The sequence below is a fragment of the Pleomorphovibrio marinus genome (genome assembly GCF_003347495.1).
GTDB lineage: Bacteria > Bacteroidota > Bacteroidia > Cytophagales > Cyclobacteriaceae > Pleomorphovibrio > Pleomorphovibrio marinus.
In genome coordinates this window covers 176,165-189,893 of record NZ_QCXY01000001.1, presented here as the reverse complement: position 1 = coordinate 189,893, position 13,729 = coordinate 176,165, and the positions used below count along the sequence as shown (strand labels likewise).

General features: G+C 44.1%; 12 protein-coding genes. 6 read left to right on the top strand and 6 right to left on the bottom strand.

Annotation, left to right across the window (positions count from 1 at the left end):
* Window positions 1-45 precede the first annotated feature (45 nt).
* From DB520_RS00830 to folP, 3 genes are all read right to left on the bottom strand, one after another.
* Window positions 46-1,626, bottom strand: coding sequence for a peptide chain release factor 3 (locus DB520_RS00830; RefSeq protein ID WP_114748713.1), 1,581 nt, complete (start codon window positions 1,624-1,626; stop codon window positions 46-48).
* Between the two features lie 92 nt (window positions 1,627-1,718).
* Window positions 1,719-2,585: a diadenylate cyclase CdaA gene (cdaA, locus tag DB520_RS00825; protein WP_114747780.1), complete on the bottom strand. Its 867-nt coding sequence runs from the start codon at window positions 2,583-2,585 to the stop codon at window positions 1,719-1,721.
* Window positions 2,582-3,466, bottom strand: a complete 885-nt coding sequence (gene folP, locus DB520_RS00820; RefSeq protein WP_114747779.1) for a dihydropteroate synthase — start codon at window positions 3,464-3,466, stop codon at window positions 2,582-2,584. Before folP ends, cdaA begins: the two co-directional genes overlap by 4 nt.
* A gap of 15 nt (window positions 3,467-3,481) precedes the next feature.
* Here folP and DB520_RS00815 point away from each other — a divergent pair, with 15 nt between their 5' ends.
* Genes DB520_RS00815 through DB520_RS00805 form a run of 3 tightly spaced genes read left to right on the top strand, consistent with a single transcriptional unit; the run spans window position 3,482 to window position 5,660 of the window.
* Window positions 3,482-4,030, top strand: a complete 549-nt coding sequence (locus tag DB520_RS00815; RefSeq protein ID WP_114747778.1) for a DUF1599 domain-containing protein — start codon at window positions 3,482-3,484, stop codon at window positions 4,028-4,030.
* Window positions 4,027-5,127 (top strand): BT_3928 family protein, encoded by a 1,101-nt coding sequence (locus DB520_RS00810; RefSeq protein ID WP_114747777.1) that lies wholly within the window; start codon window positions 4,027-4,029, stop codon window positions 5,125-5,127. The genes DB520_RS00815 and DB520_RS00810 overlap by 4 nt, the downstream gene beginning before the upstream one ends.
* 2 nt (window positions 5,128-5,129) lie before the next feature.
* A complete protein-coding gene (locus DB520_RS00805; protein ID WP_114748712.1) occupies window positions 5,130-5,660 on the top strand; it encodes a shikimate kinase in 531 nt (176 codons plus the stop codon).
* Here the strand turns inward: DB520_RS00805 and DB520_RS00800 are convergent.
* A complete protein-coding gene (locus DB520_RS00800) occupies window positions 5,643-7,115 on the bottom strand; it encodes an OmpP1/FadL family transporter (RefSeq protein WP_114747776.1) in 1,473 nt (490 codons plus the stop codon). The two genes, DB520_RS00805 and DB520_RS00800, sit on opposite strands and share 18 nt — an antisense overlap.
* Before the next feature lie 115 nt (window positions 7,116-7,230).
* On the bottom strand, window positions 7,231-8,658 hold the full coding sequence (locus tag DB520_RS00795; RefSeq protein ID WP_114748711.1) for a hypothetical protein: 1,428 nt from the start codon (window positions 8,656-8,658) through the stop codon (window positions 7,231-7,233).
* A 134-nt stretch (window positions 8,659-8,792) separates the two neighbouring features.
* Here DB520_RS00795 and proS point away from each other — a divergent pair, with 134 nt between their 5' ends.
* The 3 genes from proS to floA all read left to right on the top strand — a co-directional run bounded on the left by proS (window position 8,793) and on the right by floA (window position 11,915).
* Complete coding sequence (gene proS / locus DB520_RS00790) at window positions 8,793-10,274, top strand: proline--tRNA ligase (protein ID WP_114748710.1); 1,482 nt, start codon at window positions 8,793-8,795, stop codon at window positions 10,272-10,274.
* A gap of 165 nt (window positions 10,275-10,439) precedes the next feature.
* Entirely contained in the window at window positions 10,440-10,901 is a 462-nt protein-coding gene (locus tag DB520_RS00785; RefSeq protein ID WP_114747775.1) for an NfeD family protein, read from the top strand.
* Window positions 10,902-10,904: 3 nt separating this feature from the next.
* Entirely contained in the window at window positions 10,905-11,915 is a 1,011-nt protein-coding gene (floA, locus tag DB520_RS00780; RefSeq protein ID WP_114747774.1) for a flotillin-like protein FloA, read from the top strand.
* A gap of 43 nt (window positions 11,916-11,958) precedes the next feature.
* Here the strand turns inward: floA and DB520_RS00775 are convergent, their stop codons facing one another.
* Window positions 11,959-13,533 carry a WG repeat-containing protein gene (locus DB520_RS00775; RefSeq protein ID WP_114747773.1) on the bottom strand — a complete coding sequence of 525 codons (1,575 nt, stop codon included), beginning with the start codon at window positions 13,531-13,533 and terminating at the stop codon, window positions 11,959-11,961.
* Between the last annotated feature and the right edge of the window lie 196 nt (window positions 13,534-13,729).

Here is a 13,729-nt window from a genome sequence, read left to right as displayed (position 1 = left end):
TAAGACCCAGGTGGTTTTTCTATTTTTGCACGCGTGGCAAAGTGACTAATATTCGGAGGTAAAATAGAAGGATATTTCAGGGAAATTATCCTGAACCATCTGTAACCAGGCCTTGGACTCGGCCATGAAAACCAGTTTGCCATCTTTGTCCTTGGCAATATGTCGCTGTTTGGACCGTACAAATTCGTCCAGCTTTTTCTTGTCCTTACTGTCAATCCAGCAAGCCTTGTAAAGGTTCATTGGAACAAAGTCCGCAGTGGCGTTATACTCGTTTTTTAACCGGAACTGTATGACTTCAAACTGCAGTTGACCGACGGTGCCCACTACTTTTCTAGCTCCCATTTCAAAGGTGAATAGTTGCGCCACTCCCTCCTCCATCAATTGTTGAAGGCCTTTTTCCAATTGTTTGGTTTTCATGGCGTCTTTATTGATGACTTCCCTGAAAATTTCCGGGCTAAAGCTGGGGATACCCTTAAATTGCAGGTTTTCCCCGTCTGTGAGTGCATCGCCAATCTTCAGGTTCCCTGTGTCATACAGGCCTACGATATCGCCGGGGAAGGCCTCGTCCACGATTTCCTTATCCTGGGCCATAAAAGAGGTCACATTTGAAAAGCGTAGTGCCTTGGTTCCCCTGGGATGGGTATAAGGTTTGTTTCTTTCAAACTTGCCTGAGCAAATCCTCAAAAAAGCTATCCGATTTCGGTGTTTGGGATCCATATTGGCATGAATTTTAAACACAAATCCGCTAAACTGGTCTTCATCCGGTTTTACTTCACGTTGGTCGGTTTGACGGCTTTTGGGTTGGGGGGCGATTTTTATAAATGTATCCAACATTTCCTGGATCCCGAAATTGTTGACCGCCGAACCAAAGAAAACCGGAGCCACTTTGCCTTCTAGGTATTCCTTAGGGTCAAAGTCCGGATAAACCCCTTCAATAAGTTCCACGTCCTCCCTGAGCTGATCGGCCAGGTTTTTGCCAATTTGCTGTTCTAAGTAGGGATCCTGCAAGTCTGCTATGGTGATCCGGTCGTCGCTTATTTTCCTTTGACTGGGGGTAAAAAGGTTGAGCTGCTTGTCAAAAAGGTTATACACCCCTTTAAAGGATTTCCCCATGGATATGGGCCAGGAAAGTGGCCTAACCTGTATATTCAATTTTTCTTCCACCTCGTCAAGTAGGTCATAGGGGTCTCTGCCTTCCCGGTCCAACTTGTTGATAAAGCAGATTACAGGGGTACTTCGCATGCGACACACCTCCATGAGTTTCTCGGTTTGTGTCTCGACCCCTTTCACACAGTCTATTACCATGATTACCGAATCCACAGCAGTAAGCGTCCTATAGGTGTCTTCGGCAAAATCTTGGTGCCCGGGGGTGTCCAGTAGGTTGATTTTTTGACCTTTGTACTCAAACCCCATCACTGAAGTGGCCACAGAAATACCCCTTTGCTTTTCTATTTCCATCCAATCGGATTTGGTAGCTGTATCTATCTTATTTGACTTCACGGCACCCGCTGTCTTGATAGCACCTCCAAAGAGCAACATTTTTTCTGTAAGTGTGGTTTTACCCGCATCAGGGTGGGCGATGATTCCAAAAGTTTTTCGCTTCTGTATTTCTTGTATTAGGCTCATTTTGAAAAGCTGGTCAATTTCAGCCTGCAAAGGTAAGCAAAATAAAGGATAACTGCCTTAGGGATTGTTAGGGAGAAAAGTGTAGGGAGAAATCAGACCTCCGTGATTTTCTTTTTCGGCTTAGGTTTGTCAAAGTTCTCCACATCTACAAACCTGTCTTCTATGTTTTCTCCGGTGAGATAGTCATTCACCATCTCCCTGAGTTCCTGAAAAGAAAGATTATGCAGGATTTTGCCACTCTTGGCTAAGGACACCTGCCCGGTTTCCTCCGATACGATGAGGACCAAGGTGTCCGTGGCCTCCGACATGCCAATTGCTGCCCTGTGCCTCAGGCCAAATTGTGCGGGAACGTCTCTTTCGGTGACAGGAAGGATGCATCGAGCGGCTTTTACCCGGCCACTATAAATTATAACGCCACCGTCGTGAAGAGGGCTGTACTTGTTGAAGATAGAGATTAAGAGTCTTTTTGAAACCACTGCATCTATCACGTCCCCGCTCTCCCCATAAAATTTGAGTTCAGAATTGTTGGAAAGTACAATCAAAGCCCCTGTGGAGCTTCCGGAAAGTGACTTACATGCCTCAATAATGGGTGTTACGTTAAATGCATTGCTTTCTCTCTTTCTCCAAAAGAGCAGTTCTTGCCAAAGGTTCTCATTGGAGAAAATGGAGGATTTGCCAACGATAAGGAGGAACTTCCTGATTTCCTGCTGAAAAAGAATAATCGCAGCCAACACACCTACACCCATGAATTGGCCCAAGATAATAGTGAGGAGTTCCATTCTTGCGGCACTTACCACAAGATAGGCTAGGTAAATGGAAAGAAAGCCTAGAAATATTTTGATGGCTACACTACCACGCATGAGCTTATACACCTGATAAATGAGGACACTTACAAGTGCAATGTCAATGAGATTTACAATGGAAACCTCTAAAAACCCTATTCTAAATGCTAAACTCAAGCGTAAACTTTTTTATATATATCAATTGCTTCTTTTGCTGCTTTTACATCATGAACCCTCAAAATGCTGGCTCCGTGTACGAGTGCGATGGTATGAGCTGCTGTCGTGCCGTTTAAAGCCTCATCCGAATCAGTGCCCAAAAGTTTGTAGATCATGGATTTTCTCGAAATCCCTACTAAAACAGGCATCCCCAGTTGGGAAAAAAGGGACAGGTTTTTCAATAACTTGTAGTTCTGCTCCAAATTTTTGGCAAAACCAAACCCTACATCCAGTATAACATCTTTTATGCCAGCTTCTCTACACGCTTTCTGTTTTTCTGAAAAATAATTGAGCAATTCCTTTTCCAGATTGTCGTAGTGGGTAAGCTCTTGCATATTCTGAGGGTTGCCCCTCATGTGCATGCAGATATAGGGTGCTCCCAGTTCCCCCACTTTCCGAATCATCTTCGGATCCAGCTCTCCACCAGAAATATCATTTACGATATCCGCACCTGATTGGATGGCTATTTCGGCCACTTGATGCCGAAAAGTATCAATGGACAAAAGTGCATGGGGGAAAACCTCCCTTATAATGGTAATAACGGGGATTACCCTATTAAGTTCTTCTTTAACAGAAAGGGCACTCGCTCCAGGTCTAGTACTATACCCTCCAATATCTAAAATTTTCGCCCCATTTCCCAACATTTCCCCAGCTTTTTCTATAATCTCACTATTTTTTGGAGATATTCTACTTTTTTTGTAGAAGGAATCTGGGGTAATATTTAATATCCCCATTACCCATGGCTCCTCCATCAGGTACAGGTTTCCTTTGGATTGTAGTGTTTTTTTTAACGGAAATAAAGTATCTTCGAACTTAGGAACTGAATAGAGATTATCTGCCATTAAACCAGGTTAAAATTGGAGAACAAAACCGCAAGCGAATATAGAGAAGTTATCGCCCTTTGTAAAAAACTTTTTGAGAATAAAACCAAAGATTACGGAACTGCTTGGCGGGTACTAAGGTTGTCTTCCATTACCGACCAGATTTTCATCAAAGCGCAAAGAATCAGGTCTATTCAGGAGAAGGGAAGCCAAAAAGTGGATGACCCCATTCAGGAGGAGTTCATTGGGATCATAAACTATTGTATCATCGCACTGATGCAATCCCAACTCTCAGAAACCGATCCTTTGGAATTCAGTTTTGAGGAGTTGGAACCCCACTATGACCATTGGGTAAGCGAAACTTCACAATTACTGGAAAATAAAAACCATGACTATGGTGAGGCCTGGAGGATGATGAGGGTGTCTTCCATCACGGATATCATACTCATGAAACTACATAGGGTTAAACAAATTGAGGACAATAGGGGCAGGACCCTAGTGTCAGAAGGAGTATTAGCCAATTACCAAGACATCATCAACTATGCGGTTTTCTGCCTCATTAAACTAAAGGGTGAAAAAAAATGATTATAAAAGGTTTGTTATGGATAGCTCGAGGGCTAGTGGGTGCCTTGTTTATTTTTTCTGGGCTGATTAAAATCAACGACCCTGTAGGAACAGCCATTAAACTGGAGGAGTATTTTGACGTTTTTTCCTCGGATATAGCCGGGTTTTTCAGCTATTTTAAGGCACTTTCCTTGCCACTTGCGGTTTTCCTTGTGGTAGCCGAACTTGCCTTAGGAGTGATGATCCTTGTGGGTTGGAGGCTTAGTTTGGCGGTAAAACTGCTTTTGGCCATGACTCTTTTTTTTACATTCCTTACCTTTTATTCGGCCTATTTTGATAAGGTCACCGATTGTGGTTGCTTTGGGGATGCCATAAAACTCACACCCTGGGAATCCTTTTATAAGGACGTTTTCTTACTAGTCCTTATAGGTTTTCTCTTTAGGTTTAGAGGTAAGCTTGAAACCCATTTTGGAGGATGGAGAAAATGGGCAGTAGTAGGATCTTTTTTTATTGGGTTGGTACTTTCAATTACGGCCATCCGGAATTTGCCATTTATTGATTTTAGGGCGTTTAAGGAAGGCGTAAACATAAAAGCAGCCATGGAGCCATCGGCTCCCCTTGAATATTCCTATGTGATGAAAAAGGGGGATGAGACCATTATCTTTGATCAATACCCTTCAGGGGATGAATACGAGTTTGTGGAAATGACAATAAACAACCCCGAGGCACTTCCCAAGATTTCTGACTTTGCCGTTTGGAATGAAGAGGGGGATTATACCGATGCGGTATTGGAAGGAGAGGTGATCCTGATTCTCACCAGTAATTTGGATAAGATGTCTTCAAAAAACATGGATGAGATCTCTGGCCTGGTAGGTGGGGCAAATGCGAAGGGGATAGCCGTTAAGTTCGTTGGGGCCTCATCTGAAGACCGGATTCAAAATTTGCTTTCTGAAATGAATTGGGACATCGGGTACTACCTTGCAGATGCCACTGTGGTTAAGACGATAATAAGGTCCAATCCCGGCATTGTGATTTTAAACGAAGGCACCGTGGTCAAAAAATACCACCACAACAACACCCCGGATATAGAAACTGTTCTAAAGGAACTAGGTCTATGAGTATGGAAAAAAAAATTGTACTGGTAGGAATGCCTGGTAGCGGAAAGTCCACTTTGGGGAAGGACGTAGCCAGAAAATTTGGTTATGCCTTCTTTGATCTAGATGACTGTATAGAAAAGGAAGCAGGGGCAAAGATTACTACCATCTTTGAAAAATACGGGGAGGGGTTTTTCAGAAAGTTGGAAACAGAGGTATTGAATGGCCTCCTCCAATTGGATCAGGCTTTTGTATTGGCTACAGGGGGGGGTGCCCCATGTTTCAATAAAAACATGCGGGTGATCAACCAATACGCCATTTCCATTTATCTGGATGTTCCCCTCAATGTGATATTGAATAGATTGACGATAGGTCAAGTGGCGAAGCGCCCCCTTTTTTTTGGTATGGATACCAGCGAAATCATCCTTAAGCTTAAGGGCATGTTTGAACAGCGCAGTCCCTATTACGAAAAGGCAAAAATAAAGCTCAGTGGAGAGGATATTTCCACTGAGCTTCTTATTTCTGAATGGATGGCCTTCTTAAAAGTTAAACCCTAAAGAAAGCATTCCAGTAATCCTCTGGTTGTCTGTTACTGCGATAGGTGAACCTGGGTAAGAGGAATAGTAGGAGTTGAAGGTGTTGTGAACTAGGCCGAAATCTATGCTGAAGCTTTGAAGCTTCACACCAAGCCCTCCAGTTAATTGGTTTATGGCTCTGTTTTGATCACCGGGGTTGGCAAAGGGATCTCCGTAAAAGGCGTAACCTGCACGGATCCTCAACATATCGAGTCGGAGCTCCCCTCCAACACGATAATTTATGGTCTGACCAAATAATTGATTGATTTCCATATTTTCTTCCCCGGTGTTAAATACGTTGGACCGAATATTGGCAGAACTGTAATCCACATAATCGATATCTGCGGAAATAAACCCTTGCTTTCCAAAGAAATACGTCAATCCTGTGCCCAACCGTAATGGTGTCCTTAGGTTAAAACTGCTAATGAAAATATCGGTTTCCGCATCCGATTCGGCAATAGATCCAAATTCCGGATCATCATAGGGGGGGGTAAAGTCGGCAAAAATGTCCGCAAAATACTCCTCATTGATCCTGCTCCAGGTAGGGGAGTGAAAGGATAAGCCAATATTCAAGTTGTCTATGGGCTTGTAAATTGCTCCTAAGCCTAGGTTTACCCCAGTCCCGTCCATGAATAGGTCCTCCTGTAAGGAGCTAAAAAGCGTTTCTTGTCCTTGATCGTTCAGGAAAGTTTCGTTGTAGGTATTAATACTTCGGTAATTTACCGTCATTATCCCAAGGGAAGCACCTAAAAAAAACTTGTTTTTAAAATTTGCACCGTAAGCGAACGAGATATGGGTTAGGTTACCTTGCCTTTCAATTACCTCTGACTTTTCAAGTCTATCCGTGGCATTTGGCGAATAATTAAACCCACCCCCTTGAGCTGGATTGATAAGGAATGCCTCATAAAACAAGCCATCAACCCCACCTGGTACTCCTTGTTCGCTATATAGATCAATGTAATGGTCCAAAATAGAACCTTGATCTAGTTGGTTGCTAAAATAGCTTAGGTTGTTGTTAAATGTGGACTGCCGGTTGATGCTGATTCCAAAAGAACCACCTCGCCAATCTCCCGCTTCCAAGGGTCCTTTGGTATTGCTAATAACCACCCCTAAGTTGGGTATGGAAAAATTAGTGGCATTGTTTCCTGTGGTTTGGGACAGGAAGCGGGTGTCTGTATTCCAGTCGGTATATGCTGCGGTAAAATTCACTTCCGACCGCTGGAAAAAACCCAAACCCGCCGGATTTCCATGGATATTGGTAAGATCACCGCCAAGGGAATGTTGGACCCCCCCAATGCCGGAGATTCTAGCGGTACCAGTAGCGTTAAACTGGCTGAACCTCAATGCGTCTTCCACATATCCAGTTTGTGCCATAGAAAAAGGTAAGTAAAACAACATCAAAGCCAGTACGCAATAAGTGGATTTCAATGCTTTCATAGATTTGGTTTTCCTTGAATAATTAAGTGTTTATGGCAATTATTATGCCTCTAAAAGTACTAACTCATAAATTGGAGTTTTTATTAAAAATATGGTGTGAAAAAAAAAGAGGGAATTAATTCCCTCTTCTTCCTCCGCCTACGCTAGCTCCTCTCGAAGCCCCTCCTCCACTGTATCCCCCTCTACTGGGAGCACTGAAGGATCTGGATGGACTTGAGGTTCTACTTGGCGCAGACCTTTGTTGATAACTTGGTGCCGTACTTCTCCTGTTCATGGATGGTGAAGTACTTCTGGTTGCTCCGCCCCTATTATAGGATGGAGAAGTTCCCCTCCTGTTAGGAGCTGCATATCCAGACCTTTGGGTTTGTGCTGCCCTGCTTCTTGTGTTGTATGAACTTGGGGTAGCTGCTCTTGCCGCGGAAGATCTAGTAGTGCTAGGTGCTGCGTAAGCACTTCTTGTGGAAGGTGATCCTGCCCTTCCTGCTGCTGGAGAACTCAAGTTCCTTCTAGCAGGTGAAGCAGAAGCCCTTGGGCTAGTGTTAAGATCATTTTGAGACCTAGCAAATGAATTTCTTGTATTGGTAGCTGCCCTTTGTCTTGCGTTTGGACTGGAAGCTACAGCTTGTCTTCTTGCATTTGCGCGAGAGGATCCTGGACTGACCGCGTCACCCCTACTTCTAGGGGAAGCAGTTGTTCCTGCTAAAGAGGAACCTCTTGTTGGTCTTTGAGCGGCAACCATTTGCCTTCTGCCAATTTCGCCACCAGGAACCACAATTACGGGGTTATAGAAGCCTCTGCCCCACATACCCATTCCCATGCCTGGACCCCACATGCCCATTCCCATGCCTGGACCCCAGAAAGGATCCCACATGCCCATGCCCATCATTCCAAAGCCGGGTCGCATCATCCAAGGGTTGCCCCATCCCATTCCCATTCCAAAACCGGGACGCATCATCCAAGGGTTGCCGAAGCCTCCGCCCCAGCCCATACCCATGCCTATGCTCATGTTAAAGCCAGGACGCATGCCCATGCCCATCATGCCCATGCCAGGACCCCAGAAAGGATCCCACATGCCCATGCCCATCATTGGCATTCCCCAACCCATTCCCATGCCCATCATCGGGTTCATGAAGAAATTGTTGGTAACACCTCTACCATTATTGCCTGAACCACGGAAATTGTCATAAGCGTCAAGGTTGCCTTGTGGGAGATCTCCCCCGTCTTGAGTTTGGCTGTCGTCAAAGTAGACCGAGCCCTCCTCGGCAGGCTGCTGGGAGCGCTGATATTTTGCAATGTAGTCCGGATTCACATTTCTTGCAGAAAAATTGTCCTGTTCCACATCCACAGACCGTATTTCTTCAATATCCCGGAAATTCTCTGGGTTATTGTTCTTTACAGCAAATTCAGTGGCGACTCTAGCGTCAGAGGCCATGAAATACAGGTTATCAGATTCACCCTGCATAGCTCTTTGGCTAGTGTTACAGGCTGCAAAGCCTAGTAGGGCTAACGCACCTACATACCGGATTGGATTAAAGTTGCTCATAATGATTTTCATTTGATATTTACTCTCCCTACTATATACGAGAGCATAGCAAGATGGTTATAATTTTTTACTATATATTTGCCATAATTCTAACTTCGAATATAAAGAGTTTTTTTAATTCCAACAAAAATAAGATGAGTAAGGGACTGCCAAAAAGAAGTGAAGATTATTCTCTCTGGTACAATGAATTAGTAAAACGAGCGGACTTAGCAGAAAATTCTGCGGTGAGAGGCTGTATGGTGATAAAACCTTATGGATATTCTATATGGGAAAAAATGCAGCAGGAATTGGATAAGATGTTCAAGAAGACGGGACACAGCAATGCCTACTTCCCCTTGTTTATCCCTAAATCCTTTCTTTCCAAGGAGGCCAGTCACGTGGAAGGTTTTGCCAAGGAATGTGCAGTAGTCACCCACTACAGGCTGAAAAGTGATGGGTCTGGAAAGGGAGTAGTAGTGGATCCCGAGGCGGCTTTGGAGGAGGAACTGATCGTGAGGCCTACCTCAGAAACCGTAATCTGGAGTACCTATAAAAATTGGATACAATCTTACCGGGACTTACCATTATTGGTAAACCAATGGGCAAATGTGGTGCGATGGGAGATGCGCACAAGGCTCTTTTTGAGAACAGCGGAATTCCTTTGGCAGGAAGGCCATACGGCCCATGAAACGAAGGAGCAGGCTGTGGAAGAAACCTTACAGATGCTGGATGTATATGCCGACTTTGCCGAGAAATTCATGGCCCTACCTGTGATCAAAGGAGTGAAATCCGAAAATGAAAGGTTTGCCGGGGCATTGGATACTTATTGCATTGAGGCGATGATGCAGGATGGAAAGGCCTTGCAGGCGGGTACCTCCCATTTCTTGGGGCAAAACTTCGCAAAAGCCTTTGATGTCAAGTATGCCACTAGAGAAGGGGGTTTGGAGTACGTATGGGGCACATCCTGGGGGGTAAGCACACGCCTTATGGGGGCCTTGATCATGGCACATTCAGACGACAAGGGCCTGGTGCTTCCACCCAAACTTGCGCCCATACAGGTAGTTATTGTGCCTATATATAAAGGGGAGCAAGAACTTGCCGAAATACGCAAAAAGGCAGATGAGCTTACCGAGTTGTTTTGGGATAATGGGATATCTGCAAAATTTGACGATAGGGACACCCATAAACCAGGATGGAAATTTGCTGAATATGAGCTAAAAGGAGTGCCGTTGAGGATAGGCATAGGCCCGAGGGATTTGCAGAATAACACCTTGGAACTTGCAAGAAGGGACACTTTGACCAAATCATCGGTTGACCTTGGGGAAGTGGATATTTTGGCACATGTCAAAGGTCTCCTGGAGGAGATACAGACCAGCATTTACCAAAAAGCCCATAATTTCCGAGACACCATGACCACTGAGGTGAATGACTGGGAAGAATTTAAACAGGTTTTGGAAGAGAAGGGCGGCTTTATTTCCTCCCATTGGGATGGCACTACAGAGACGGAGGAAAAAATCAAAGAACAGACCAAGGCAACCATCCGTTGTATTCCTATAGATCAAGTTCCGCAGGAAGGCAAATGTATCCTGAGCGGGAAGCCGTCTAAGGGCAGGGTGCTATTTGCCAAATCCTACTAATGCCATAATCCAAAAGGGCCAAAATCTGGTATAATATTGATGATGTTCTATTTAGTTTTATAGGGGAATGAAAACAAGTGCCATTATTGGGTGTTTTATTCGCTAGATTTATTTTATAATGAGAAAAAATGACCTAAATTCAGCTATCCTAAAATCCAAATACCCATGACTTGGTTCATTCTAACTAGCCTGATCATTTTTGGGGCAATATTGGTGATGGTGGAAGTGATCTTTATTCCTGGTACCACGGTAATAGGAGGCCTAGGTTTGGTTTTTACCACCATTGGGATTTATTATGCTTATTCCACTCTGGACGCCGTCACTGCGACCCTGTTCTTGGCGGGAGCACTGTTGCTAAATTTTGGATTTATCGTCTATGGATTTAAGAAGGGAGTTTGGGACAAGTTTTCACTCAAGGACACAAATACAGGTAGGAGTTTCGATGACCGCCTGCTGGGGTTGGAATTGGGACAGGAAGGCATAACTAGATCTTCTTGCCGGCCCTTTGGGAAGGTGGAGTTTGGGGATGAGCTTTACGAGGCAAAATCCGACAGTGGTTTTATCCCAGCGGGCACCAAGGTGAGGATAGCGAAATTAGAAGAAAATAAAATTATCATTAAATTATAAATTATGGACCTTTCGAATTCAATGTTGATTTTGATATCGGCCTTTGCAGGGCTGATTGTTATATTTATCTTTCTTTATTTTGTCCCTGTTAATCTGTGGATTACCGCCATCTTCTCCAACGTAAAGGTGGGCTTATTGGAGCTAGTAGGTATGCGAATCCGTAAAGTGCCACCCAGCGTGATAGTGAATTCGCTAATCACTGCCACAAAAGCTGGGCTTAATCTTTCCACCAACGATCTTGAAACGCACTATTTGGCAGGAGGAAACGTGCCCAATGTGATTAGGGCCTTGATTTCTGCAGACAAAGCCAATATTACCCTTTCCTTTAAGCAAGCCACAGCTATTGACCTTGCAGGTCGAGATGTATTCGAGGCCGTACAGATTTCGGTAAACCCAAAGGTGATCAACACGCCCAATGTAGCTGCCGTTGCAGCGGATGGTATCCAGCTTATCGCCAAGGCTAGGGTTACCGTAAGGGCGAATATTGCTCAGCTGGTAGGTGGTGCTGGTGAGGAAACGATTTTGGCCAGGGTAGGTGAGGGCATAGTAACTTCCATAGGCTCTGCCCAGAACCACAAAAGCGTGCTGGAAAACCCGGATAAAATATCCAAACTGGTGTTGGAAAGGGGACTAGATGCAGGAACTGCATTTGAGATCCTTTCCATAGACATTGCCGATATTGACGTCGGGTCAAATATTGGTGCCAAACTGCAAATCGATCAGGCATCTGCTGACCTCAAGGTTGCTGAGGCCAGGGCTGAGGAAAGAAGAGCCATGGCAGTAGCATTGGAGCAGGAAATGAAGGCCAGGAATGTGGAAATGAGAGCGAAGGTAATCGAAGCGGAAGCAGAGATCCCAAAGGCCATTTCAGATGCATTTCGTTCCGGTAACTTAGGAATTATGGACTATTACCGCATGGAGAATGTGAAGTCCGATACAGACATGAGGGACTCCATAGCCAATGCAGATACGGGTAAGACAAGCGATAGAAACAAAGGTGGGGATAAAAAATAACCATCCTATTCCAAAGCAAGAAACGAAAAAAAAAGGAGCTGATCTAAGCTCCTTTTTTTCGTTTCTTTTTCCCGTTATCCTCCTCGACTTCTTCAACAATTTGCTGCTCGCTTCTCGCCAACACCTTACCATTACTGGGGTCAAAAAGTATTTTCGAATAGTACAAGGGTAATTGATAGTCACCATTCTCGCTGATCACTCCGTATTTGTCGTTGGAGCGAATTAAGATTTTATCATGTTCTTCCCTTCTGATTTCTTGAAATTGGGGCTCAATCACCTCCCGTCCCATAGCGTTCACCAATCCAAATTTCCCCTTGTTTTCAGTGATGAAGTAATTGTCAGAAGTTTGTAATATACGGTCATAGTAACCGGCCAATAAGGTACTGCCAGTTTGGTCGATAATGGTGTTCTTCCCTTCCTTTTTTACGATAGCAAGCCCTCTATGAAAAGCGGAGACCCTCTCAAAATCTGTAGGTACAGTTACTTCTCCTGCCGTATTAATATATCCCCATGTTCCATTTATCTTTACAGCTGCCAGGCCCTCTGAAAACGGCTCCACTTCCTCAAAGCTTGGGGATATCATTACTTCACCATTTCTATTCACAAAACCATATTTCCCTTCTATCAATGCACCGTATAGCCCCTGGTTTCCTGGCAAAAGCTTTTCAATCCCCGGAACCGGACTAACCTCCCATTTCCCCTTGGGATTCAATAGGCCGATTTTTTCGTCCCTGAAAAACACATTGAAATGGTCGTCTACGTTCTGAACTGCTGTCATTCCAACAATATCAAGCAGGATACCGTCATTTTTCATGATTCTCCTCAATTTCCCATGGATATACTCGAGTAATACCCCGTCCTCATAGGTGATTTTATGGTAACTGGAGTACTTGATGTCAGCATAATTGGTATGGGCTTTTAAAAGCATGTATTGGTTGCCTTCCCTGGCATAAAAATGATTTTCGCTCAGGTAGGTGATTTCATCGATTATAGGATCCAAAAGATAGGTTCCATCTCGGTTAATCAACCCATAACCTCCAGCTTCCTTGCTCAATAGGACATCCTCATTGACATCCCAAAGTTCTTCATAAAGGTGGTCTGGTTGGTCTGATAGGGGCAGGAAATAACCTTGAGGGGTTTTTGCTATGATCTGTCCATTCAAGGCAAACCTCGCTGAGGCATAAGGCCCTATTTTTTGTGTCTTTTTCGTCCCCCTGTCATACACATGGTAGGTTTCACCTTTTTTTCCCAGTAAAAGATTGAAATAAGAGTAGATCTTATCGTAGCTGGGTGTAAAAACCTCATCACCATATTCATGCAGTGCACCAAATTTGTCACCCTTCTTTACAATAACCCAGGGTTCTAAATACTGATAGATTTCGGTATCCGAAATGGTAGAGAACGATTCGTATTCCGAACTCAGTAGGCTTAACCCACTATCGTGGTTGTTCACTCTCAATGCACTTCCCAAGATCATGAAGTCCCCGTTTTCAACGCGCTTTACCAGCTTATAGTCCTCGTCAAAAATCTCCCACGTCTGGCCTTTCCCCTCGCTAGCAACAAGTGCTGCACAGAACAGGCTCCCAATAATGAATTTGCCAGTAGAGCTGTTTGTCATATTGATGTAATTTGATAGTGTGTAACGATAAAAATATGAATTTTCCAATAATTTTCAAACATTCGCACATTGTCCCACTAATAAAAATTTTAAAGGGAAAATGCCAGTGAATTAGGGTTTCTCATAGTGATGAAACCATCTCACGTGCTATCATTTTCAGCCAAAAGTAGGCTTTTTCTAAACCAATCTCAATAAG

Excerpts from the sequence above, each read along its gene's own strand:
- DB520_RS00830 (WP_114748713.1), bottom strand. The coding sequence starts at position 1,626 with ATGAGCCTAATACAAGAAATACAGAAGCGAAAAACTTTTGGAATCATC.
- folP (WP_114747779.1), bottom strand. The coding sequence starts at position 3,466 with ATGGCAGATAATCTCTATTCAGTTCCTAAGTTCGAAGATACTTTATTT.
- DB520_RS00810 (WP_114747777.1), top strand. The coding sequence starts at position 4,027 with ATGATTATAAAAGGTTTGTTATGGATAGCTCGAGGGCTAGTGGGTGCC.
- DB520_RS00805 (WP_114748712.1), top strand. The coding sequence starts at position 5,130 with ATGGAAAAAAAAATTGTACTGGTAGGAATGCCTGGTAGCGGAAAGTCC.
- DB520_RS00800 (WP_114747776.1), bottom strand. The coding sequence starts at position 7,115 with ATGAAAGCATTGAAATCCACTTATTGCGTACTGGCTTTGATGTTGTTT.
- DB520_RS00795 (WP_114748711.1), bottom strand. The coding sequence starts at position 8,658 with ATGAGCAACTTTAATCCAATCCGGTATGTAGGTGCGTTAGCCCTACTA.
- proS (WP_114748710.1), top strand. The coding sequence starts at position 8,793 with ATGAGTAAGGGACTGCCAAAAAGAAGTGAAGATTATTCTCTCTGGTAC.
- DB520_RS00785 (WP_114747775.1), top strand. The coding sequence starts at position 10,440 with ATGACTTGGTTCATTCTAACTAGCCTGATCATTTTTGGGGCAATATTG.
- floA (WP_114747774.1), top strand. The coding sequence starts at position 10,905 with ATGGACCTTTCGAATTCAATGTTGATTTTGATATCGGCCTTTGCAGGG.
- DB520_RS00775 (WP_114747773.1), bottom strand. The coding sequence starts at position 13,533 with ATGACAAACAGCTCTACTGGCAAATTCATTATTGGGAGCCTGTTCTGT.